The sequence below is a fragment of the Pseudomonas sp. R37(2017) genome, from assembly GCF_002113375.1.
Classification (GTDB): Bacteria; Pseudomonadota; Gammaproteobacteria; order Pseudomonadales; family Pseudomonadaceae; genus Aquipseudomonas.
In genome coordinates, this window is the sequence record NZ_NEHO01000008.1 from 132,589 (window position 1) to 154,448 (window position 21,860).

18 protein-coding genes are annotated in these 21,860 nt (G+C 60.5%); 6 read left to right on the top strand and 12 right to left on the bottom strand.

Going from position 1 to position 21,860, the window contains the following annotated elements; all coding sequences use genetic code 11:
• Nucleotides 1–120: 120 nt before the first annotated feature.
• From CAG47_RS15190 to CAG47_RS15205, 4 genes are read right to left on the bottom strand one after another with little or no spacing between them, the layout of a single operon-like run.
• Entirely contained in the window at nucleotides 121–1,188 is a 1,068-nt protein-coding gene (locus CAG47_RS15190; RefSeq protein ID WP_085725676.1) for an extracellular solute-binding protein, read from the bottom strand.
• A 17-nt stretch (nucleotides 1,189–1,205) separates the two neighbouring features.
• Nucleotides 1,206–1,994, bottom strand: a complete 789-nt coding sequence (locus CAG47_RS15195; RefSeq protein ID WP_085725677.1) for an ABC transporter permease — start codon at nucleotides 1,992–1,994, stop codon at nucleotides 1,206–1,208.
• Nucleotides 1,991–2,908 carry an ABC transporter permease gene (locus CAG47_RS15200; RefSeq protein ID WP_085725678.1) on the bottom strand — a complete coding sequence of 306 codons (918 nt, stop codon included), beginning with the start codon at nucleotides 2,906–2,908 and terminating at the stop codon, nucleotides 1,991–1,993. The genes CAG47_RS15195 and CAG47_RS15200 overlap by 4 nt, the downstream gene beginning before the upstream one ends.
• A 1-nt stretch (nucleotide 2,909) precedes the next feature.
• Entirely contained in the window at nucleotides 2,910–3,995 is a 1,086-nt protein-coding gene (locus tag CAG47_RS15205) for an ABC transporter ATP-binding protein (protein ID WP_085725679.1), read from the bottom strand.
• Nucleotides 3,996–4,135: 140 nt separating this feature from the next.
• On the opposite strand from CAG47_RS15205, the gene CAG47_RS15210 reads away from it, so the two are divergent.
• The 3 genes from CAG47_RS15210 (at nucleotide 4,136) to CAG47_RS15225 (ending at nucleotide 7,563) form a co-directional block, all read left to right on the top strand.
• The gene (locus CAG47_RS15210) at nucleotides 4,136–4,825 is read left to right on the top strand and encodes a GntR family transcriptional regulator (RefSeq protein WP_007973313.1); all 690 of its coding nucleotides are present in this window, start codon (nucleotides 4,136–4,138) and stop codon (nucleotides 4,823–4,825) included.
• A gap of 225 nt (nucleotides 4,826–5,050) precedes the next feature.
• Nucleotides 5,051–7,162, top strand: a complete 2,112-nt coding sequence (locus tag CAG47_RS15220) for a PAS domain-containing sensor histidine kinase (RefSeq protein ID WP_085725681.1) — start codon at nucleotides 5,051–5,053, stop codon at nucleotides 7,160–7,162.
• 173 nt (nucleotides 7,163–7,335) lie between these two features.
• Nucleotides 7,336–7,563: a DUF465 domain-containing protein gene (locus tag CAG47_RS15225; RefSeq protein WP_085725682.1), complete on the top strand. Its 228-nt coding sequence runs from the start codon at nucleotides 7,336–7,338 to the stop codon at nucleotides 7,561–7,563.
• A 169-nt stretch (nucleotides 7,564–7,732) separates the two neighbouring features.
• Here CAG47_RS15225 and CAG47_RS15230 read toward each other — a convergent pair whose 3' ends face one another.
• The 5 genes from CAG47_RS15230 to CAG47_RS15250 form a co-directional block, all read right to left on the bottom strand.
• Nucleotides 7,733–8,812, bottom strand: a complete 1,080-nt coding sequence (locus CAG47_RS15230; protein WP_085725683.1) for an SMP-30/gluconolactonase/LRE family protein — start codon at nucleotides 8,810–8,812, stop codon at nucleotides 7,733–7,735.
• Nucleotides 8,809–9,954, bottom strand: coding sequence for an SRPBCC family protein (locus CAG47_RS15235; RefSeq protein WP_085725684.1), 1,146 nt, complete (start codon nucleotides 9,952–9,954; stop codon nucleotides 8,809–8,811). Before CAG47_RS15235 ends, CAG47_RS15230 begins: the two co-directional genes overlap by 4 nt.
• 106 nt (nucleotides 9,955–10,060) lie before the next feature.
• Nucleotides 10,061–10,924 (bottom strand): LysR family transcriptional regulator, encoded by an 864-nt coding sequence (locus tag CAG47_RS15240; protein ID WP_085725685.1) that lies wholly within the window; start codon nucleotides 10,922–10,924, stop codon nucleotides 10,061–10,063.
• Between the two features lie 264 nt (nucleotides 10,925–11,188).
• Nucleotides 11,189–11,503 carry an SCP2 sterol-binding domain-containing protein gene (locus tag CAG47_RS15245; protein WP_085725686.1) on the bottom strand — a complete coding sequence of 105 codons (315 nt, stop codon included), beginning with the start codon at nucleotides 11,501–11,503 and terminating at the stop codon, nucleotides 11,189–11,191.
• Nucleotides 11,504–11,567: 64 nt separating this feature from the next.
• Nucleotides 11,568–12,278: a histidine phosphatase family protein gene (locus tag CAG47_RS15250; RefSeq protein ID WP_085725687.1), complete on the bottom strand. Its 711-nt coding sequence runs from the start codon at nucleotides 12,276–12,278 to the stop codon at nucleotides 11,568–11,570.
• Between the two features lie 201 nt (nucleotides 12,279–12,479).
• Here CAG47_RS15250 and sohB point away from each other — a divergent pair, with 201 nt between their 5' ends.
• Together sohB and CAG47_RS15260 are read left to right on the top strand one after the other, a co-directional pair.
• The gene (gene sohB / locus CAG47_RS15255) at nucleotides 12,480–13,502 is read left to right on the top strand and encodes a protease SohB (protein WP_085725688.1); all 1,023 of its coding nucleotides are present in this window, start codon (nucleotides 12,480–12,482) and stop codon (nucleotides 13,500–13,502) included.
• Nucleotides 13,503–13,705: 203 nt separating this feature from the next.
• Nucleotides 13,706–17,569 (top strand): dermonecrotic toxin domain-containing protein, encoded by a 3,864-nt coding sequence (locus CAG47_RS15260; RefSeq protein ID WP_085725689.1) that lies wholly within the window; start codon nucleotides 13,706–13,708, stop codon nucleotides 17,567–17,569.
• A gap of 47 nt (nucleotides 17,570–17,616) precedes the next feature.
• Here the strand turns inward: CAG47_RS15260 and CAG47_RS15265 are convergent, their stop codons facing one another.
• Together CAG47_RS15265 and CAG47_RS15270 are read right to left on the bottom strand one after the other, a co-directional pair.
• Nucleotides 17,617–18,111: a DUF934 domain-containing protein gene (locus CAG47_RS15265; protein ID WP_085725690.1), complete on the bottom strand. Its 495-nt coding sequence runs from the start codon at nucleotides 18,109–18,111 to the stop codon at nucleotides 17,617–17,619.
• Nucleotides 18,095–19,753, bottom strand: coding sequence for a nitrite/sulfite reductase (locus CAG47_RS15270; RefSeq protein ID WP_085725691.1), 1,659 nt, complete (start codon nucleotides 19,751–19,753; stop codon nucleotides 18,095–18,097). Before CAG47_RS15270 ends, CAG47_RS15265 begins: the two co-directional genes overlap by 17 nt.
• 522 nt (nucleotides 19,754–20,275) lie before the next feature.
• Here CAG47_RS15270 and CAG47_RS15275 point away from each other — a divergent pair.
• On the top strand, nucleotides 20,276–21,361 hold the full coding sequence (locus CAG47_RS15275; RefSeq protein ID WP_085725692.1) for an ABC transporter substrate-binding protein: 1,086 nt from the start codon (nucleotides 20,276–20,278) through the stop codon (nucleotides 21,359–21,361).
• A 122-nt stretch (nucleotides 21,362–21,483) separates the two neighbouring features.
• On the opposite strand, the gene CAG47_RS15280 is transcribed toward CAG47_RS15275, so the two are convergent.
• A complete protein-coding gene (locus tag CAG47_RS15280) occupies nucleotides 21,484–21,699 on the bottom strand; it encodes a DUF2970 domain-containing protein (RefSeq protein WP_085725693.1) in 216 nt (71 codons plus the stop codon).
• Nucleotides 21,700–21,860 lie beyond the last annotated feature (161 nt).

A 21,860-nucleotide genomic window follows, 5' to 3' on the forward strand; every position in this document is an offset into this window, starting at 1 on the left:
CAAGTTCAGTGTTGTGTGAGAGGGCCTCTTCGCGAGCAGGCTCGCTCCTACAGAGGATCTTCGGTGCCCCCCTGTAGGAGCGAGCATGCTCGCGATGGGCGCGACTCGGTCTAAAGGCAATCAGCCCTTGAGCTTGGCCCAGATTCGATCCTGGAGTTCCCGCGCCTTGTTGCTGCACTCCTTCTCGGGGCGCAGGCGCGAGGCGAATTCTTCGGGCATGTTGATGGCGTCCATTACCCGCCATTTGGCGTCGATCAGCTTGTCGCTCTGGATGCCGTTGGCGTAGGCGATGGCGTTGGACACGGCGGCGGCGTTTTCCGGTTTCATCATCCAGTCGATGAAGATCTTCGCGTTGCCGGGGTGCGGCGCACTTTTCGGTACGGCGAAGTTGTCCTGGAACATTGCCAGGCCTTCCTTCGGATACACGTACTTGATGGTGCTCTTCTGCAATGTGGCCCGCGCTGTCGAGCCGTTCCAGTTCTGCATCATGATCACTTCACCGGAGGCCATGCGGTCGACGGTGTTGTCCGAGCTGTACATCTTCAGGAAGGGTTTCTGTTTTTGCAGCAGTTCGAGAATGCGCTTGGCATCCTGTGGGTCTTCGCTGCATTCGTCGACATTCAGGTAGTGACTGGCGGCGTTGATCACGCTGCTGGAGGTGTCGAGGGCGGCGAGCTGGCCTTGCAGTTCCTTGCGTGGCTCGAAGAACTCTTTCCACGAGTCTTCGAGCTTGCCGCCGGGCACCCGCGCGCTGTCATAGGAGAACCCGGTGCTGCCCCACAGGTACGGTGCGGAGAACTTGCGGCCCGGGTCGAAGGCCGGGTCGCGGAACGCCGGTTTGACGTACTGGAAGTTGGGCAGGGTCGAGGCATCGATTTGCAGCAGCAGGTCCTGGTTGATCAGGGTGCGCATGATCGATTGCGACGGCACGATCACGTCATACGCGGCACCGCCGGCCTGCAGCTTGGCCAGCAGGGTTTCGTTGCTGTCGTAGCCGTCCATGGTGACCTTGATCCCGGTCTCCTTTTCGAACTTGGCCAGCAGGTCGACCGGGTAGTAGTCGGTCCAGTTGTAGAAGAACAGTTCCTTGGGCTCGGCGGCCTGGGCACTGAACGCAGTGAGCGCGGTGAAGCAACTCAGGGCCAGACTGGCAGCGGCAAAACGCAGGCTTTTCACTTTCTTGCTCATTAATGAAGTCTCCGGGCTTATTGTTGTTTGCCGCGCTGTCCCAGCCAGAAGGCCAGCACTACCAGCACGATGGATATCACCAGCATCAGCGTTGAAATCGCGTTGATCTCCGGCGTCACGCCGGCCTTGATCGCCGAGAAGATGTACACCGGCAGGGTGGTCGAACCAGGACCGGCGACGAAGAAGGTCATGATGAAATCGTCGAGGCTGACCACGAACGCCAGCACCGAACCGGACAGCACCGCCGGCCACAGCAACGGCAAGGTCACCCGGCGAAACACCTGCCACGGGTTGGCGTACAGGTCGTTCGCCGCTTCCAGCAGGCTCTTGTCCAGGTCATTGAGCCGCGCACGGATCGGCAGATAGGCAAAGGGAATGCAGAAGCCGATGTGGGCGATGATCACCGTCAGCAAACCGAGCTTGATCCCCAGTGCCATGAACAGCAGCAGGGTGGCCACGGCGGTGACGATCTCCGGCAGGATCAGCGGCAGGTTGATCCCGCCCTCGACCATTTTCTGCCCGTAGAACGGCCGGTAGGTCGCCAGCGCCGCGAGCAGGGCAATCGCCGTGGCGCAGACCGTGGCGATGCCGGCGACGATGATCGAGTTCAGTGCGGCGGTCTGGATCGACGGGTTGGCAAGGACGCGTCCGTACCAGTCGAACGAAAACTCGGTCCACACCGTTGCCGAGCGGTTGGCGTTGAAGCTGTAGGCGATCAATACGAAGATCGGCAGGTACAGATAGGCCAGCATCAACAGGCTGACTTCGCGGGTCAGGGGCAGTTTCTTCAGGTGCAGGGCGATCATGCTTGGGCTCCCGGGCGTTGGGTCTTGGCGGCACTGCGGCTATAGAGGGCGTACAGCACCAGGGACAGCAACATGATTCCCAGCAACAGGAACGACAGCGAACTGCCCAGCGGCCAATTGCGCGCAGTACCGAACTGCTGCTGGATCAGGTTGCCGATCATCAGCGTCTTGCCGCCGCCGAGGATGGCCGGGGTAATGAAGGCACCCAGGCTCGGTACGAACACCAGCAACGCACCGGCGATAACCCCTGGCATCGACAGCGGCAGGATGATCCGGCGCAACGCGTGCCAGCGGTTGGCGCCCAGGTCGTAGGCCGCCTCGACCAGTCGCCAGTCGAGTTTCTCCAGGGTCGAGTAGATCGGCAGGATCATGAACGGCAGAAAGCTGTAGACCAGCCCGACGCTGACCGCGAAGTCGTTGTAGAGCAGGGTGATGCCACCGGCCTGGGGGAACAGCGCATTGAGGCCCTGGGCGACCCAGCCGTGCTCGCGCAGGATGATCAGCCACGCGTAGTTGCGGATCAGCAGGTTGGTCCAGAACGGGATGGTGATCAGCAACACCATCAGGTTGCGCCGGCGCGGTGTCAGGCTCGACATCCACAACGCCACCGGGAAACCGAACAGGAAGCACAGCACCGTGGTGCCACCGGCCTGGAACACCGAGCGCAGCAACGCTTGGGCGTAGACCCAGTTCAGTTCCAGTTCGCCGTCGAAGCCTTCCTGGAAAAACAGTTGCACATAGCTTTGCAATTGCCAGTTGGCCTGCCAGTCGACGCCGCCATACACGTTGCGTGGCAGCAGGCTGATGTAGCCCATGATGCCCAGCGGAATGGCGATCAGGGCCAGCAGGGTCAGAACCACCGGGCTGAGCAACAGCGCGCGGTTGAGGGCCGGGGAAGTGCTGCTGACGCTCATCTCAGGCCTCCATCAGCAGGCAGGCGTGGGGCGGCAGGTGGACCGCAACGCGATCACCGACCACTCGGCCGTGGTTCAGGCCTTCGTTGTTCTCGCGCAACATGACCTTGATGTCGTTGTTCAGGCGGCATTGGTAGAGCGTGGCCGTGCCGACATACAGCACGGCTTCGATCACACCGCGTAAATGATGTGGCTGCGTCGGTTCGACCAGTTGCGAACGCTCCGGACGGAAAGCCAGTTGTACCTTGCTGCCGTCAAAGCCCTGGGCCGGGCAGGGGATTTCCACGGGCATGCCGTTGGGCACGAAAACCTTTTCGTTCTGCTGGCCACGCTTGAGGTGGCCGGGAAGGAAATTGATGTCGCCGATGAATTGCGCGACGAACTGGTGTTGCGGCCGCTCGTAGATCTCGTTGGGCGTGCCGATTTGCAGGATCTTGCCGGCGGACATCACGGCGATGCGATCAGACAGGGTCAGGGCTTCTTCCTGGTCGTGGGTGACGAAAATGAAGGTGATCCCCGCTTCTTTCTGCACGCGCTTGAGTTCGACCTGCATTTCCTTGCGCAGCTTGAGATCCAGGGCCGACAGCGGCTCGTCCAGCAACAACACTTTGGGTTTCGGCGCCAGGGCCCGGGCCAGAGCCACCCGTTGCTGTTGGCCGCCGGACAGTTCGGCCGGCTTGCGCTTGGCCAGGTGCTGCATTTGCACCAATGCGAGCATTTCATTGACGCGCTGGGGGATCAGTTTGCGATCAAGGCCCTGCATCTCGAGGCCGAAGGCGATATTCTGCGCAACACTCATGTGCGGAAACAGCGCGTAACTCTGGAACACCGTGTTGACCCGACGCTTGAACGGCGGCAAATCGTTGACCGGCTCGCCCGCCAGGCGGATCTCACCGTCGCTGACGTGCTCGAAGCCGGCGATGGTGCGCAGCAGGGTGGTCTTGCCACAGCCGGAAGGGCCGAGCAGGGTGAAGAACTCGTTGTCGGCAATGTCGACCGAGACATTGTCCAGCGCAGGCGCCAAGCCTGGATCGTCGGAGTATCGTTTGGAGACGTTTCGCACTTCAATTGCAACTGGATGACCCATAATGGTGCATTCCTCTAATTATTGTATGCAAAATCTGGATGCAATTTAGAAATACCCGGATTAATCTGCCCATGCAAGCCCCTTTTTCACTGGCTATTGACTCGCCAGGGCTGTTTGCACTGGGCGCGAGGAGTTGATGAATGACGGAAAAGAAACTCGAAACCACGGTCGACCGTGTCTACCAAGGGGTTTACGAGGCGATCAGCAAGCGTTCGTTGCGTCCTGGCATGAAGCTCGGTGAAGCCTCGTTGGCCGAACTGTTCAATGTCAGCCGCACGTCAGTTCGGGCTGCGCTCAAGCAATTGGAGGCCGACGGACTGGTCACCACCGAGCCCAATAAAGGTGCTTCGGTGTCGTTGCCCAGTGACGAGGAGATCCGCTCGCTGTTCGAAACCCGGCGTCTGGTGGAGATCGGTATCGTCAGCGAGCTGTGTCGTCGTCGCGATACGGCGGTGACCCAGGACCTGCGCGATCATTTGCTGCTCGAGGACGAGGCGCATCAGAGCGGGGATCACGAACGGCTGATTCACCTGCTTGGCGAGTTCCACATCAAACTGGCCCGCAGCCTGAACAACCCGGTGCTGCTCGACTGGTTCCAGAAACTGATTTCCCGGGCGTCGCTGTATGCCGCCGCGCTGGATGACGACAGCCATGAAGCCTGTCGCGACGATGAACACCTGCGGCTGATCGAATACATCGAGGCGGGCAACCAGAGCGCGGCCATCGAGCTGACCTGCATGCACTTGAACGGTATCGAGAAGGCCATTCTGGATGTCGCGGCCACACTGAAAAGCAGTTACAACCCGCTCAAGCACTTGATTGAGGTGTAGCGCGCGGTCTGTCGGTTACCGAGGAGCAAATTGTGGGAGCGAGCCTGCTCGCGAAAGCGGTGTCACAGTCAACATCGATGTGCTCTGACACACCGCCTTCGCGAGCAGGCTCGCTCCCACAAGGGATCTCCAGTGCCCCCGAGAATCAGCTATACCTCTATGAAACGAATAGCGCGCAGGATGCTCGAAAAAAACGGGTGCAATTTACCGGGATAGAGCCAGCCGATGCAGTTTCTAGCGGATACCCACGGGTGTGCCGGGTGGAACGGCGAAATGGCCGGGCGCATTCGTGCGTTCGACTGGAGCCTGACCGAACTTGGCCCGCTCGACTCATGGTCGAAAAGCCTGGGCAGCGCTGTGCAGTTGATGCTCGCCTCACCGTTGCCGATGGTGATGCTCTGGGGGCGGTCCGGGTACATGATCTACAACGACGCCTACTCGAAGTTTGCCGGTGGGCGTCATCCCTATCTGCTCGGTTCTGCCGTGGAACTGGGCTGGCCCGAAGTCGCCGAATTCAACCGTCACGTGGTGGATACCTGCCTGGCGGGCGGCACCTTGTCCTATCGCAATAAAGTCCTGGTGTTGCTGCGCGACGGCGTTCCCGAGGATGTCTGGCTCGACCTCTATTACAGCCCTGTGGCCGACGACGACGGGCGCCCGGCCGGAGTCATGGCCATGGTGGTCGAAACGACCGAGCGGGTGATATCCGAACGCCGACGACAGGCGGCCGAGGACGCCTGCCGCGCCGACAGCGAACGGGTACGCCTGGCGCTGAACGCCGGTGCCTTGCTCGGTTCCTTTGTCTGGGACATCAAGACCAACGTGCTGTCGGGCGATGAGCGTTTCGTCCGCACATTTTCCTATCCGCCCGGGCAAGACTTGCAAAACCTGTCCCAGGAACTCGCTGAAAGCCGGATCCATCCGGACGACCGTGGCTGGGTTCGGGAGCGGGTCACGCTGTCGGTCGAGACGGGTGAACCCTACAACGTCGAGTACCGGGTCCGGCGTCCCGACGGCAGTTACCTCTGGGTGCTGGCCAGCGGTTGTTGCGAGTTCGATGAGCGAGGCGAGGCGTTTCGTTTTCCCGGCGTGCTGATCGATATTCACGAGCGCAAGACCGCCGAAGAATCCCTGCTCAAGTTCACTCGCAATCTGGAACAGCGGGTGGCCGATGAGGTCGAGGCGCGGCTGGCGGCGGAAGAGCAGCTGCGCCAGTCTCAGAAACTCGAAGCCATCGGCGGCCTCACCGGCGGTGTGGCCCACGACTTCAACAACCTGTTGCAAGTGATCGCCGGCAACCTGCATCTGCTCGCGCGCCATGAACCCGATAACGCCAATGTGCAGCGCCGGGTATCGGCGTCAATTGCCGCGGTCGAGCGCGGTGCCAAACTGTCCTCGCAATTGCTTGCCTTCGCCCGTCGCCAACCGTTGTCGCCGGCGGTCTTCACACTACGGCAGATTTTCGATGGCCTGGCGGAGCTGTTGCTGCGTGCCCTGGGTGAAACGCTTCAAGTTCACATGACGGCGTTCGAAGACGCGTGGAATGTGTTTGTCGATCGCAACCAACTGGAAAACGCCATTCTCAATCTGGCGATCAATGCCCGTGACGCTCTTCAAGGCGAAGGCAGGATTGACCTTTGCGCGGAAAACATCGTCCTCGATCACGGATTCTGCACCGGCAAGGACATTGCTGCGGGGGACTATGTGCGGGTGTCCGTGACGGATACCGGCGTCGGCATGCCGCCGCAGGTGCTGGCCCAGGCGTTCGAGCCGTTCTTCACCACCAAGGCCGACGGGCAGGGCACCGGCTTGGGTTTGAGCATGGTCTTTGGCTTCGTCAAACAGAGTGGCGGTCATATCGAAATCGCCAGCGACGTTGGGCAGGGGACTCGGGTGCAGTTGTACTTCCCGCGCACCCTGCGCACGGCTCCCAGTGAAACGCCGGGCCCGGATGTGTCACAGCGGGGTGGGCACGAACGCATTCTGGTCGTCGAAGACAACGAGGCCGTGCGGGTGTCGGTGGTGGAGCTGTTGCGTGAAGAGGGCTATCAGATCCTCACGGCCAGCAACGGTGACGTCGCCATGCAAATGTTGCTCGAAGGGCTGGAGGTGGACCTGATATTCACCGACGTGGTCATGCCAGGCCTGATCAAGAGCTCGGACCTGGCGGCCTGGGCGAAGGTGCAGGAACCACTGGTGGCCGTGCTGTTCACCTCGGGGCATACCCGCGACATCATCTCGCGCAATCACCAGCTCAGCCCCGACACCTACTTGCTGAGCAAACCCTACAATCCCGAAGCACTCAGGCAGATGGTGCGCACGGTGCTTAACGGCTGAAACCGCCGGAGATGCTGGCGCAGGCAAAGGTTTCAGCGCCTGTGCGACAGGGCGACGAACGGGCACCGCTGGTCTGACAGGTGGTCGACAGAATCGCCTAACCGAGGCCATTCTGATAGTTGGCGAACGCAATCGATCGCGTTTCGCTGCCGATCAACAAACGGAGGTGTTCCATGCCGGTGCCCCATGACCTTTATCAGGATCTGAAACGTTCAAAGGAAGAAATCCAGCAGAAACGCACCAAGGATCCGTTACTGGATTCACTGCTCAACAAGTATTCCCAGGCGGATGCCGAAGTGGTGAAGGCGGAGGAAGCCAAATCCAGCGATGAACAAGTGACGAAGCTCAAGGCGAAGCGCTTGGAGGTCAAGGACAAGATCGTCAGGCAACTGGGCTCGTAGCCCCGCCCCACCGGGCCGGACACCAAGCGAACACTGCCTCCTGTAGGAGCGGGTGCCCGCTTGCGGCATGCTCGCGATGGTCGTTAACGATAACGCGGGGCATCAGGTTACCCGCGTCGTCCAGGCGACCATCGCGAGCATGCTCGCTCCTACAGGGCTCAGCGGTGATTCATTGCAACGCCTTGCTCAGTGGCAACCGTGCCATGTTCTGCGCTTTCAGCGAACCGAAATACAACCAGTCCCCATACTCGCGCACCGTGGTGATCGGTGAGTAGTTGTCACTGCTGTCATCCTGCAGGTTGGCGATCACCTTGCCTTCAAGGTCCAGGCCCAGGGCAAACCCGCGCTTTTCCACGGGTTTGGGCAAGACCGTCATGGCCCGCACGATCATCTTGCGCACGAACGGATGTGCCGCCGTACCGTCGAGCAAGGCGTTTCGGGGGGCGTACAACGCGACCCAGAACCGGTCGTGGTCATTGAACGACAGGTTGTCCGGGAGTCCCGGCAAGTTATCGATGAACAGGTCGCGGGTACCGGCCTTGGGACCGCTGAGCCAATAACGACTGATGCGATAGGCGCCGGTTTCATTGACCAGGACATAGGCATCGTCCGGTCCCAGGGTCACGCCGTTGGCAAACTCCAGCTTGTCCAGCACAACCGATGTCTTGCCGGTCTGAAAATCGTAACGCAGCAGGCGACCGTCACCGCCGTGTTCAATCACGGCCTCACCGTCGTGGCCGTAGCCGAAGCGGCTCGAGGCATCGCTGAAATAGGCGTAATGCCCCGGTTTGTCGATGACCACATCGTCGGTAAACCCGAAGGGAACGCCGCCGGCCTCTGTAGCCAGGGCCACCAGACGCCCCTGGGCATCGAGCGACAGCAAACCTTTGATCGCATCGGCGATCACCAACAGACCATTGGGATGCCGGGCCAGGCCCAATGGCCGGCCTCCGGTATCGGCCAGGACTTTGGTGGTCTTGCCATCCAGGCTGGTGCGGATCAGGCGACCGTCGTGCAGTCCGGTGAGGAGCATGTCGTTTTCCAGCAACAAGGCTTCCGGCCCGTCGATGCCGGCGGCACCGACGCGTTCCAAGTCTTTGAGCCGCTGATTTTCGGCGTAGATCCCGCTGGTGAGGGAGGGGGCAGGCTGTGGCGCCCAGGCCACCGGTCGCACCTTGGTCGGCATCAGCAGCAAGAAGGCGCCGATGACGACGATGACCAGCAACAGGCATTTGAGGGTTCTGCTCACGCGCTGGCCCCTGTTGTCAGCAGGTATTGCTGCGCCATGTCGCGCAACGCCTGCATCGACGCCGCCGATTCCCGGTCGATGCGCCGCTTGAGCAGCAACCGGTTGGCGATCTGCATCGCCAGACCGCTGAACTGATACTCCAGCGTGCGAACGAAACGGGTGTTGTCGCCTGTGGCATCGCATTCATAGGTCACCACCAGCGACAGACCATGATCGCCCTGGGCCCGGGCGCTCCAGCGCCGTCCGGGCAGGTACTCCATCACCGCCCAGCTCAAGTGCCCGTAGCGGCCGCCGGCGCGGATGTCTTCCTCGAAACGTGCGCCGGCGTGCAACGGGCCTTGCGGCCCATCGATACGCAGCGATGACGGATGCCATTGCGGCCAAAGGGTCACGGTGCTGGCGTAGGCAAGTACATTGATCGGGTGTCCGGCAATGACAATCTGATGCTGCATGCGGGTCATCGGCGGTCTCGTCGGGTTGAGCGGCACAGGTTCCGGCTCCCAATAAAGGGTGCCGAACAGGTAGTCCATCAGCGGGAAAACGATGTTGAAGTTACGCTCCTGCATCAGTTCACGACGGTGGTGCAACTCGTGCAGCCGGCGCATCTGGCGGATCCATGGCAACCGCGTGACCGGGTAGCGCGGCGGCAGGTGCTCGCAGGCATGAAACACTTCATAAGCGAGGTAGCCGAGGACAAGAAAGCCGCCGGCCAATCCGGCGACATTGGCATTCAATGGCTTGAGCAGCACCCAGACGGGCAGAGCGACGACGAGGGTGTGCAGCACGATCAGCCACGCCGGAAACAGGATTACCCGCCAGTCGCGAGCGCTGTCATAGGTCATGTGGCCGGGGGTGAAAAAACTGTGGTGGTCGACGGCGTGACGGGCATAAAACAGCCGGGCGAAGCGCTTTTTATGATGCCCCAGATGGCGATGGACCATGTACACGCCGAGGTTGAACGACAGCAGCGTGACGGGCACCGCCAGCCATTCCGTTGGCCGCACCTGATACACACCGCTCCAGAAAGCACTGATCGCCAGCACCCCGAACACCAGGACAAAAGCGCCATGCAGCCAAGGGTTGTAGAGAGGATGAATGTCGGCGCGGTAGCGGCTGCGGAATCCTTCGGTGGTCTGCCTCACTGCAATCACCTGTCGTTGTTGTTATCTCCTTGAGATTAGCCGATCCCGGTGATGTGACGGGGTGAACCTCAAGGACGCAACGGCCATGATCCGGTGCAAACCGGTCTCAGGTCAGCGGGTCCCAGCGTTGCGACCAGTCTTCGTCGGAATCGATGACTTCACGCAGCAGGTCGAAGGCGCGTTGCAGCGTCGGCGAGTCACGATCGCGCGAATAGACCAGATAGGTCGGGTAGTTGAATTCAGGAGCCTTGGGCACCCGTTCAAGGGCGCCGCTGTCGAGATAACTCTGCACGACACGGGTGCGGAAGTAGCCGCTACCGCCGTTTTCGAGAAGGTATTGCAAGCCCAGCGGGCCGAGGTTGAAGCTCAGGGCAGCCCTGGCTTTTTCCGGCAGGGCGGCATCGTGCTGGCGTCGGAAATCAGCCCCCCAATCGATGTACACATAAGGCTCGGGCTTGCCAGCCAGGCGCACCAGAATCAGTTTTTCTTCGAGAATCTGCTCCACCTGCAAACGCGGCCAATACTCGGGCTGATACACCAGCGCGGCATCCAGAACGCCCAACTCCAGTTGTTGCAGCAGGTGTTCGCCGTCACGAATTTCCATGCGCAAGGCGTGGCTGGGGATGTGCTTGCGGATTTCGCTGGCCCAGCCGAGCATCAACGGGTTGCACAGACTCACCTCGCCACCGATGTGCAGCACATCGCGATAGCCCTCGGGCAATGGCAGGTCACGCTGCGCGGCTTCCCAGGTTTGCACCAGTTGATTGGCGTACACCACGAATGCTTCGCCGTTGGGTGTCAGGCGGGCGCCGGCACGATTGCGCACGAACAGTGTGCTGCCCAGTTGGTTCTCGAGTTTCTGCACCCGCGCGGTGATCGCGGTCTGGGTGACATGGAGCTTCTCGGCCGCCGCGGCGAGGCTGCCATGGCGAACGATTTCGAGGAAGGTACGGGCGAGGTCGATATCCATGGGGTGGCCGGTGTGGGGAGTGCGGATATTGTATGAGCACCACCGAACCTGTGGCGAGGGGGCTTGCCCCCGTTCGACTGCGAAGCAGTCGCACAACCAGTGATTTCGACTTATCGGAAGGACGCCAAGGGCCGCTTCGCGCCCCAACGGGGGCAAGCCCCCTCGCCACAGATCAGCGGCTGGCAGGCAAAAACGACGAATCCCGCCACCAAGGGCGGGATTCGTTTGCAGCAGGCACGCTCCCGACAATCGGGAGCCCGGTGCTTACGACGGGAACAGCTCGGACAGTTTCATCGCCAGCATCATGTCGCCTTCAGCGCGCAGTTTGCCGCCCATGAACGCTTGCATGCCGTCGGTTTCGCCACTGACGATGCCTTGCAGGGTTTCGCCGTCCATCACCAGGGTCACCTGGGCGTCCGGGTTCTCGCCTTCCTGCAGCTCGCAGGTCTGGTCCTTGACGATCAACGAGAAGTTCTTGGTGTCGTCGATGCGGAAACCGAAGACCAGGTCCAGACCGGCAGCAGCGGCTGGGTTGAACTTGGCTTTCATGGCTTGTACGGCGTCTGCTACGGAGGTCATGGTTCGATCCTTTTTTGGGTAATAAGAGCTGGGTGATTACAGCCAGGGTCACAATAGTCCGGACTCAGCGAAACGTGATGAGTTCCGGGGCCTTCAACAGTTGCAGGTGCGCATGACTATTGAAGGATGCCAGGGCCACCTCGCGACCGCGAAACTTGAGCTGGTTGAGCGAGGTGTTGACGATTTGCCAGTTCAATTCAAAGGCCTGCCGGGCAGGCATTTGCGTAATCAGGTGGAGCAGGGCAGTGATGGTACCGCCGGAGGTGAACACGGCGATTTTCTGGGTGTTGTCGGCCTGGTCGAGAATGCGATGCAAGCCGCCGCGCACCCGCTCGACAAAGCCCAGCCAGCTTTCCAGGCCCGGTGTGTCATAGGTGCCGGCAAGCCAGCGCTCGATGATCAGGGCGAAGATACGCTGGAACTCACCACGGTTTTGCGTGGCGTTGCGCAAGATGTCCAGCGCTTCGGGTTCGTCCGGCAGCAGGGCCGGCAACAGAGCGCGGATCACCGCATCGGCGTCGAATTCGTTGAAGGCGCAGTCGGTCTCCAGGATCGGCACCGGCAGGCCCACCGCGGCGAATTGGTCCAGCGCGCTGCGGGCCGTGTGCTGCTGGCGGCGCAGGTCGCCCGCCAGGCAACGGTCGAAGCTGATCCCCAGTTCGGCCAGGTGACGGCCAAGGATTTCCGCCTGAAGAATGCCGGTCGGCGACAGGACGTCATAGTCGTCTGCACCGAAGGAGGCCTGGCCATGTCGAATCAGATAGATACTGCCCACGTCCGCGTCTTCCCGGTACGTTGAAGGTTTGGCGAGGTTATGAGGATGGCGGTGTGCTGTCAATGAAAAAACATACGCTTGTTTGAAATGCCCGTTACAGGCCTGTCGCCACAGGTTTAACGGCTGGTCGCAAGGTCGACGCATGGGTATGCTGGAGGTATCCCGCGCGCGTTCAAGCCGCGCATCGTTTGAGGAGTCCCCGTGGAGTTTTTTTCCGAGTACGCCATTTTTCTGGCCAAGACCGTAACCCTGGTGATCGCCATCCTGGTGGTCCTGGCCAGTTTTGCGGCCTTGCGCAGCAAGGGACGGCGCAAGTCGTCCGGCCAGTTGCAGGTCAGCAAGCTCAATGATTTCTACAAAGGACTGCGCGAGCGCCTGGAGCAAACCTTGCTCGACAAGGACCAACTCAAGGCCCTGCGCAAGACCCAGGCTAAAACCGACAAGAAACAGAAGAAAAAAACCGAAGCCAAACCGCGGGTGTTCGTGTTGGATTTCAATGGCGATATCAAGGCTTCGGCCACCGAAAGCCTGCGCCACGAAATCACCGCCTTGCTGACCCTCGCCACACCGAAGGACGAAGTGGTGCTGCGCCTGGAAAGCGGTGGCGGCATGGTCCATAGCTACGGCCTGGCCTCCTCGCAACTGGCACGTATCCGCGAAGCCGGTGTGCCCCTGACCGTGTGTATCGATAAGGTCGCGGCCAGTGGTGGCTACATGATGGCGTGCATCGGCCAGAAGATCATCAGCGCACCCTTCGCCATCCTCGGTTCGATCGGCGTGGTGGCGCAGCTGCCTAACGTCAATCGCCTGCTGAAAAAGCACGACATCGACTTCGAAGTGCTGACCGCCGGTGAATACAAGCGCACCCTGACCGTGTTTGGCGAAAACACCGAGAAAGGTCGGGAAAAATTCCAGGAAGACCTGGATATCACCCATCAGCTGTTCAAGAATTTTGTCTCGCGCTACCGGCCGCAATTGGCTATCGACGAAGTGGCCACCGGTGAAATCTGGCTCGGTGTCGCAGCACTGGACAGGCAGTTGGTGGACGAGCTCAAGACCAGCGATGAGTATCTGGCCGAACGCGCCAAGGGCGCCGAGTTGTTCCACCTGCATTATTCCGAGCGCAAGAGTCTGCAGGAGCGCGTGGGGCTGGCGGCCAGCGGTTCGGTGGATCGCCTGTTGTTGACCTGGTGGAGTCGTTTGACTCAACAACGCTTCTGGTGAAGTCAAGCTTGTCGGCTACATCCCCACCTTCTTCAAGCCCTGAAACAAAGCTTCCGCTCTTGTTTCAGGGCTTTTTCATTGGTTCGGACTTCTGACAGTCAGCGTGGACATTTCAAGACTGGGCAGGTGGTTTTTCCGGCATTGGTCGAGGAGGCGATTGGCTTAGGCTCGCGCTTTCCGACTCACTGCAAAGGAATTGCACCATGATCAAGTCTCGACAACGCGAAGATCTCAAGGCGTTAATCGATAACACACTGCCACTGTCACCCGCGCAGTTCGCCAACCAACTCATTCAAGAGCGATGGGGCAAGGACATCGATCCCCAGAGCACCCTGCTGGTCAACCTCAACTATGACTATCACGGCCATCCGGCGATTGACGGCATGGAGCAGGGGCGGGTGCAGAGCACACAGAGCCTGACCCAGGTGGTGCTGAGCAATTATCAAACCGTCGGCGACGGGCGTTTCGGCGAGACGGCGTTCGGCCTGTACACGCCGCCTGTTATCGGCCCCTGCGTGCGGATCGTCGACAATGTCGATGAGTTCGCCTATGTCGGCAATGGCAACCACACAAACTACGAAGGTATCTACCGGCAAACGCTCCCGCAAACCTACGGTCCGCAGACGCAACTGCAGATAACGCCCGCCGAATTCAAAGACTGGGTGTGGCGACTCGAGCTCAAGGACAAGTACAGCGCCTACGTGGATAAAGCCTGGCCCAACGACGCCTCCATCACTGCTGCGCAATCTTGTCCGCTGCGAACCTCGGTCAAGACCGCGTTCGTCATGGCAGCCTACTTGCAACGGCAGGAGAACAGCCTCACGCAGGACGGGCTTGAACTGGCACTGCAAGCGGCCGGGTTGCCCGTGGATCAGGGCTGGGCTCGGTTGACGCTCGACCAGTTGCAGGCGCCCACCCGTAGGTTGCATGAGCTTGAAGTGTCGCGCCTGGTGATTTATCGCTACACCAGCGATGACCTCTGGGTTTTTCGTCATTCGTCGCAATCGAGGGTCCTGCTCTACGTTCCTGGCAATGCCTCGCCCTTGCACGAGTTCGCCGATACCCAGGCGTTGCGACACTGGATCGTCCAGCAGGCCGCGGACGCGAGCTGCAAGCAGGCCCTGGCGGCGCACTTTGCCGAGGACGATCGTGTAGATGGGACTTTCCACGCCGGGGTGCTGACCGCCCTGGATGGCATGCGCCTGTATCCGCGGCAACACCACCTGCAAAAGGGTCATGGTTTTTTCAATGACGACGGTTACTGGGATCCGGCCGATTACATTCATCTCGAGACGGTACCGGCGTCCACCGATCCGTTCGCACAACTGGTCTTGAGCATGAAACAGGCGGCCATCGCCAGCGTTCAAACCATTCGCGACGACGCGCAGGTCAATCGAGATGATCTGAGTGCGGTGGTCGAGCCCGTTGTGCAATGGATCAACCGTTACGCCCCGCTGGCCCTGTTTGTCCCGGGCGGGGAAGGGCTGCTGGCGCTGGCCGGCATCATCGATGCCGGTTATGGCCTGGACCAGGCCGTCAACGGCCATGACCCGGATGATCGCTCGGCTGGATTGACCCGTACTGTGTTCGGCCTGCTCAATGCGCTGCCAGTGCTGGGCGCAACGGCGGCACTGCGCGGCGAGGGCGTGGCCGAAGTGGTTTCGGAACGCTCGGTTGAGCCGGTACAGGCTTCGAAAGCCCCCGAGATCCATCCAGAAACCCCCGAAGTGCAGCCGACCACCGCCCCTTCAGTAGCCACACGCCTGGAGCTGTTACGCGGCATTGGCGCACCCGTGGCGTCACTGGACGATGAAGCGCTGCAGCAAATCGCCCATATCAGCACGGTGGACGATGACATGCTGCGTCTGATGCAAGCCGGACGCCGCCCGCCGACGCCGCAACTGGCCGACACCCTCGAGCGCTTCAGAATCGATCGGGAGCTGGCGGGGATGGACGTGGGCCTTGCCCGTAGCCAGGCCTTCAACGCACGTTACGCTGCACTCCAGCACAGCGACTCGCGGTGGGTGAAGTTGTTCCAGAAGCAGTACCCGGGTTTGCCGAAAAACGCCATCGAACAGGTACTCGAGCGCTCTGGCGTGGATCTCCACGCGCCACCGTCGATGCTGGAAAGCCGACGTTTGATGCGCCAGCTGGATGGCAAGCTCAGCGAGTATCAACAACACGTGCGGCTGCAACGTGCGTATGAGGGGCTTTACCTGCAATCGCTGGATAATCCGCAGACGCAAACACTGGCCTTGCATTCCCTGACCCGATTGCCGGGTTGGCCCAGGGCGCTGAGTATTGAAGTTCTCGACGGATCGGCCAGTGGCCGTGTCCTGGATCGAGTCGGGGCGGTGGAGTCAACGGATTGCCGGCGGCTGATCAAGGTTGGCGATGGTTTCCTCGGTCCGGGCGCCGGCCAGGCTGCCAACAATTTCTATCAGGCGGTTCACGACCTCCTGACAGCGCCGGAGCGAGCGGCCCTCGAACTCGACCCGTTGAGGGCGGTCGAGGACTTGCAACTGAAAATTCGCGAGCACAGGCTGCCGCGTGCCCAACTCATCAGTGGCCTGCAGCGTATGGACAGTGGGCTCACGTTCGAGGCCATGGGGCTGCGAGGCGGCGGTTACCCGGCGACGGCAAGTGGGGCGGGGCTGTCGCGGGATGTCGAGCTGTTTCGGGTCAGGTGGATTTATCCCGGCTTGAGCTTCCAGCAGGCAGCCGACTTCCTCGAGGCCCTGGGCGGCGGGGCGATGGCCGAGCTGGAGCGTCTGGAAGCCCGGCTCAACCAACTGGATGCCGATTTCAATCAATGGGTCACCGGTACAGTGCTGGAACTGGAAGACTTTGATGTGCCGTTGTTGCGCGTGGGCGATGAGGACGCGCAAGGCATGGATGTCGCTCAGATCGACGACGAGAATCTGGAACGTGTCGAGGAGGCGTTGCATTACGAGCGCGAGGCAAGGAAGGGGTTGGTCATTGAGCTCATGGGTTTCTGGCAACACATCGGACAGGCCCGCAGTCGCATCATGGCCGGTGAGCAATTGCTGGGTTACAAACTCGACATGGACTTCGAACACTTTGTGTCTCTACCGGCATTGAGCGGCAGGTTCGACAATGTCCTGGAACTGTCCATGAAGGGTTTTCAAATTACCCGGCCCGAAACGCTGTGGGATTTCCTGGAGTGCTTTCCCAATCTGCGAACCCTGAACCTTGAAGGTGTCGACCTGCGCGGGGTCAATGCCCGGGGCGTACTTGAAGGCAGTTTGCCACGTGCGATCTGGCAAATGCCGAACCTGACCGAGCTGAATCTCAAGTCGACCGGCCTGGTGCTGAGTGAGCAAACCGCTGGCCGGCTATCAGGGCTGGTGCATCTGCGCACGCTGGATTTGAGTGACAACCCGCTGGCTGTGCCACCACTGGTGTCAGGGATGAATGAGTTGCGACGGCTGAATTTGCATAACACCGGCATCAGTCATTGTCCCGTCGGCATTTCCGAACAGCCCTCCATGGAGCTGCTCGACCTCAGCGACAACCGCATCGGACGCTTCCCGCCTGCGGTGCTGGCTCAGGCGGTGGCCAGGGATCGGGTACAGCTGTGGGGTAATCCGCTCACTGATGAGGACAGCTTGCGGCGCATCGTCAGCCATCGCGAACAGACCGGCCTGAACCTCTGGCTGAGTACGGCCGACGCCAGCGTTACGCAACCGGCGGCCTGGCTGCAACGGCTGCCGCAAGCGGACAGCGAGCTCAAGCAAATGATCTGGCAGCGGCTGTTGGCAAAACCTCGGGGCGCGCGCTTTTTGCGCCTGTTCGAACCCCTGACTCGCACCGCCGATTACCGGGTGAGCTACCCCCTGATTCAGGCGCGGCTCTGGCACGTGTTGGGTGAGGCGGATGCGTCGAATGAGTTGTGGGGGGTGTTGAGCAGCGACGTGGCGCTATCGGCACTGGATGCGGAGAACCCGTTCGCCAGCTTCACACGGCTGGAGCACAGGGTTCGGTTGTACAAGGACTGGCTGCGCATGGGCAGGCCATTTGAAATTGAGGAATTGCAGGGGCAGTGATGACAATCGCCAGCCTTGAACCCCGCCAGGGGTTCAAGGCACCACGATCAGCGGCGACGGAACAGCGGCAGCGGTTCGTCGGTGGCGGCCTGATAGGTCACCGAGAAGTCCTGGAGGCTTTCCAGCGCTTCATACGGGTCCTTGTCGGCGCGCAATGCAAAGGCATCGAAACCGCAGCGACGCAGGTAGAACAACTGGTCGCGCAGCACATCGCCAATCGCCCGCAATTCGCCCTTGAAACCATAACGGTCACGCAGCAGGCGAGCGTTGGAATAGTTGCGGCCATCGGTGAAGGCCGGGAAATTCAAGGCAATGACTTGAAAATTCGCCACGTCTTCACCGATTTCCTCGGCTTCTTCACCGGCGTCCAGCCACACGCCCAGGCCGCCATCGCGGGCCAGGAGCATGCGACTGTGTTCGCGCCACAGCTGCAACGGGACGATGTAGTCGTCGCAGTTGGTGATTTCGTCGATGTTGAAGTCCTTGGGCAGCAGGTGCCAGGTTTCGTCAACGACCTCGTTGTTCTTAATTATTCTCTGCATAGACGCGTTCCTTGAAGAGGTCGATGCCAATACGCTGGTAGGTGTCGATGAAGCGTTCGTCTTCGGTACGTTGTTCCACGTACACATCGATCAGCTTCGAGATCACGTCAGGCATGGCTTCCTGGGCGAAGGACGGGCCGAGGATCTTGCCCAGGCTGGCGTCGCGACTGGCACTGCCGCCGAGGGATACCTGGTAGAACTCTTCGCCTTTCTTGTCCACCCCGAGGATGCCGATGTGGCCGACGTGGTGGTGACCACAGGCGTTCATGCAGCCGGAGATGTTCAGGTCCAGTTCACCGATGTCGAACAGGTAGTCCAGGTCGTCGAAACGGCGCTGGATCGATTCGGCGATCGGGATCGACTTGGCGTTGGCCAGGGAGCAGAAGTCACCACCCGGGCAGCAGATGATGTCGGTCAGCAGGCCGATGTTCGGCGTGGCGAAACCTTGCTCGCGCAACTCGCCCCACATGGCGAACAGCTGGCTCTGTTCAACGTCGGCCAGGATGATGTTCTGTTCGTGGGAGGTGCGCAGTTGACCGAAGCTGTAACGCTCGGCCAGATCGGCCACGGCGTCGAGCTGCTTGTCGGTGATGTCGCCCGGCGCAACGCCGGTCGGCTTCAGGGACAGGGTCACGGCGACATAACCCGGCTTCTTGTGCGCCACGGTGTTACGGGTGCGCCAGCGGGCGAAACCGGGGTGTTCCTTGTCGAGCTCGGCCAGCGCCGCGCTCTGGTCGTCCAGGGCCTTGTAGTCCGGGTCGACGAAATGCTTGGCAACGCGATGCACTTCGGCTTCGGTCAGCGTGGTCTGGCCACCGCGCAGGTGCTCCATTTCCGCATCGACTTTCTGTGCGAAGACTTCAGGCGTCAGCGCCTTGACCAGGATCTTGATCCGCGCCTTGTACTTGTTGTCGCGACGGCCATAACGGTTGTAGACCCGCAGGATGGCGTCGAGGTAGCTCAACAGGTCTTGCCACGGCAGGAACTCATTGATGAATGCGCCCACGACCGGCGTACGGCCCAGACCACCACCGACCAGCACGCGGAAGCCCAGTTCGCCAGCGGCGTTGTGCACCGGCTCAAGGCCGATGTCATGGACTTCGATGGCGGCACGGTCGGACGTCGAACCGTTGATGGCAATCTTGAATTTACGCGGCAGGTAGGCGAATTCCGGGTGGAACGTGGTCCACTGGCGAACGATTTCGCACCACGGGCGCGGGTCGATCAATTCGTCGGCGGCGACGCCGGCGAACTGGTCGGTGGTGACGTTGCGCAGGCAGTTGCCGCTGGTCTGGATCGCGTGCATCTGCACGGTGGCCAGTTCAGCCAGGATGTCCGGAATGTCTTCCACCGCCGGCCAGTTGAACTGCACGTTCTGCCGGGTACTGATGTGGGCGTAGCCCTTATCGTAGTCACGGGCAATTTTGGCCATCATTCGAATCTGGCGCGAAGTCAGCTGGCCGTAAGGCACCGCAACCCGCAACATCGGCGCGAAGCGCTGGATATACAGGCCATTTTGCAGGCGCAGGGGGCGGAATTCTTCTTCGCTCAGCTCGCCTGCCAGATAGCGTCGGGTCTGATCACGGAACTGCTTGACGCGGTCCTCGATGATTCGCTGATCGTATTCGTCGTATACGTACATATAAGTCCTGTTCTCAGGCTTGGGTCGCTCGGATACAGCTGCGTTTTTGTGCTTGCCGCAGTCCAGGAGCCTCTGCAATTCTGCGCGCACGGCCGCGCACTCCCTTCGGAGCCGGGGGGCACGATAACAGTTTGCAGTTATGCGTAAAAGTGATGTTTGAGCATATGTAAAGAACCAAATCGCCTAATGAGAATCGTTGTTGCAAAGCCCCTGTTTGTGGTGCGGGCAAACGTCGTCTTTACTCTGCTCGAGTCTTTATGCAATCACCGATAAAACCGACAAGAGGCGATGCAATGAGCAACCCAACCAAAGCACGGAAAAGCGATAGCACCGTTGATGCCTGGGCAATCTTGTTCCTGATCATTCTGGTCGTGGGGACGGCGGTTTTCTGGGTCAGCCATCAGTAAACGACCCGTCCGGGCCCGGTTCCGACGATTGTCTGACAAAAACTGGAAAAGTCGCCGTTTTACGGAAGTTCGCTGGCTATAATGCGCGGCGAATTTCCGGGGGCTCGGACGACCAATGTTGAAGTTTCTGTGTGGCGTATTACTGACGCTGGGCATGGTCGTGGGGCCTTGCGTCCAGGCGGAGTCGGTGCTGTTCCTGAATCCGGGAACGCCCAGGGAAGTTTTCTGGACCAGTTACTCGCAATTCATGCAGGCTGCGGCCAGTGACCTGCACATGGATTTGCGCATCGAGTACTCCGACAGAACGCCCGAAATCAACATCAGGCAGGCGCGCGAAGCCCTGCTTGGGCCAAATCGCCCGGATTACCTGGTATTCGTCAACGAGCAAAATATCGCCCCGGAAATCTTGCGCCTGGCGAAAGGCAGCGGTGTGAAGCTGTTCCTGGTCAACAACGCGCTGAGTCCGGACCAGATGCACTTGCTCGGCGCGCGCCCTGACAAGTATCCCGATTGGGTGGGCAGCCTGGTGCCCAACGACGAGGAGGGCGGCTACCTGATGCTCAAGGAGCTGATTCGGCTGCACCCCAAGGTCGCCCCCGGCCAGACGATTGACCTGTTGGCCTTCTCGGGATTGAAAGTCACGCCGGCTGCGCAGTTGCGCGAGAAAGGCATGCGACGGGCATTGGCCGAACACCCGGAAGTGCGTCTGCGTCAGCGGGTTTACGGTGGTTGGAGCCGGGAACGCGCCTACGAGCAGGCCAAGGTGCTGTTCAAGCGCTACCCGCAGACATCGCTGGTCTGGTCGGCCAACGACGAAATGGCTTCGGGCGTCATGCAGGCCTTCGAAGAAGCGGGCGGCAGGCCTGGCAAGGATGCGCTGTTCGGCACCATCAACAATTCGCCAACGGCATTGCGCGCATTGCTGGACAATCGCTTGAGTGTGTTGCTGGGCGGGCATTTCACCCTGGGCGGCTGGGCGTTGGTGCAGCTGCATGACTTCAACCAGGGCGTCGATGTCAGCCAATATGGGGGGCGCGACCGGCAGGTTCCGTTATTGCAGGTGATCGATCGGGCTCAGGCCAGGCGGCTGCTGGCGATGGGCAACGCGCAAAACTTCGGTGTGGAATTTCGCAAGCTCTCGGCCAAGGGGCAGCCGACGTCTTATCGTTATCCGTTCAGCCTGCAAACCCTGATGCATTAGATCGGCATCTCACCTGTAGGAGCGAGCATGCTCGCGATGGAGGCCCGGCCACCGCGGGGAATCAGGTTGCCAGCATTATCGTTGACGTCCATCGCGAGCATGCCGCAAGCGGGCACTCGCTCCTACAGGGCCAGCATCAACACCAGCTTGACGATGCCGAACAACGACAGGGCAAACACCACCGTGAACAGAATCCCCAGCACGATGAAGTGACTGGGTTTGCCATGGGTGAAGTCCCGTGCGCGATTCTTCCCGCTCTGCACCCCGAATGCGGCTGCCATGACACTGTGCAGCATCTGCCAGAAGGTCGGGGGCTTGTTGTCGACTGGATCGTCCATAAACCCCTCGTCACAAAATGAGTCTTCTGAGCATAGCCAAATCCAGGGGTTCGTGCCTTGGCCGACCTGGTCGCGACTGATGCAATGGGTAATTCATCATCACCATAACTATCTACCGCAGATCGAGCCCACTGCCGTGATGTCCTGTCGCTCCCCATGTC

What these genes read in the sequence shown, in the direction of transcription:
- CAG47_RS15190 (WP_085725676.1), bottom strand. Translation starts at nt 1,188, where the DNA reads ATGAGCAAGAAAGTGAAAAGCCTGCGTTTTGCCGCTGCCAGTCTGGCC.
- CAG47_RS15195 (WP_085725677.1), bottom strand. Translation starts at nt 1,994, where the DNA reads ATGATCGCCCTGCACCTGAAGAAACTGCCCCTGACCCGCGAAGTCAGC.
- CAG47_RS15200 (WP_085725678.1), bottom strand. Translation starts at nt 2,908, where the DNA reads ATGAGCGTCAGCAGCACTTCCCCGGCCCTCAACCGCGCGCTGTTGCTC.
- CAG47_RS15205 (WP_085725679.1), bottom strand. Translation starts at nt 3,995, where the DNA reads ATGGGTCATCCAGTTGCAATTGAAGTGCGAAACGTCTCCAAACGATAC.
- CAG47_RS15210 (WP_007973313.1), top strand. Translation starts at nt 4,136, where the DNA reads ATGACGGAAAAGAAACTCGAAACCACGGTCGACCGTGTCTACCAAGGG.
- CAG47_RS15220 (WP_085725681.1), top strand. Translation starts at nt 5,051, where the DNA reads ATGCAGTTTCTAGCGGATACCCACGGGTGTGCCGGGTGGAACGGCGAA.
- CAG47_RS15225 (WP_085725682.1), top strand. Translation starts at nt 7,336, where the DNA reads ATGCCGGTGCCCCATGACCTTTATCAGGATCTGAAACGTTCAAAGGAA.
- CAG47_RS15240 (WP_085725685.1), bottom strand. Translation starts at nt 10,924, where the DNA reads ATGGATATCGACCTCGCCCGTACCTTCCTCGAAATCGTTCGCCATGGC.
- CAG47_RS15245 (WP_085725686.1), bottom strand. Translation starts at nt 11,503, where the DNA reads ATGACCTCCGTAGCAGACGCCGTACAAGCCATGAAAGCCAAGTTCAAC.
- CAG47_RS15260 (WP_085725689.1), top strand. Translation starts at nt 13,706, where the DNA reads ATGATCAAGTCTCGACAACGCGAAGATCTCAAGGCGTTAATCGATAAC.
- CAG47_RS15265 (WP_085725690.1), bottom strand. Translation starts at nt 18,111, where the DNA reads ATGCAGAGAATAATTAAGAACAACGAGGTCGTTGACGAAACCTGGCAC.
- CAG47_RS15270 (WP_085725691.1), bottom strand. Translation starts at nt 19,753, where the DNA reads ATGTACGTATACGACGAATACGATCAGCGAATCATCGAGGACCGCGTC.
- CAG47_RS15275 (WP_085725692.1), top strand. Translation starts at nt 20,276, where the DNA reads ATGTTGAAGTTTCTGTGTGGCGTATTACTGACGCTGGGCATGGTCGTG.
- CAG47_RS15280 (WP_085725693.1), bottom strand. Translation starts at nt 21,699, where the DNA reads ATGGACGATCCAGTCGACAACAAGCCCCCGACCTTCTGGCAGATGCTG.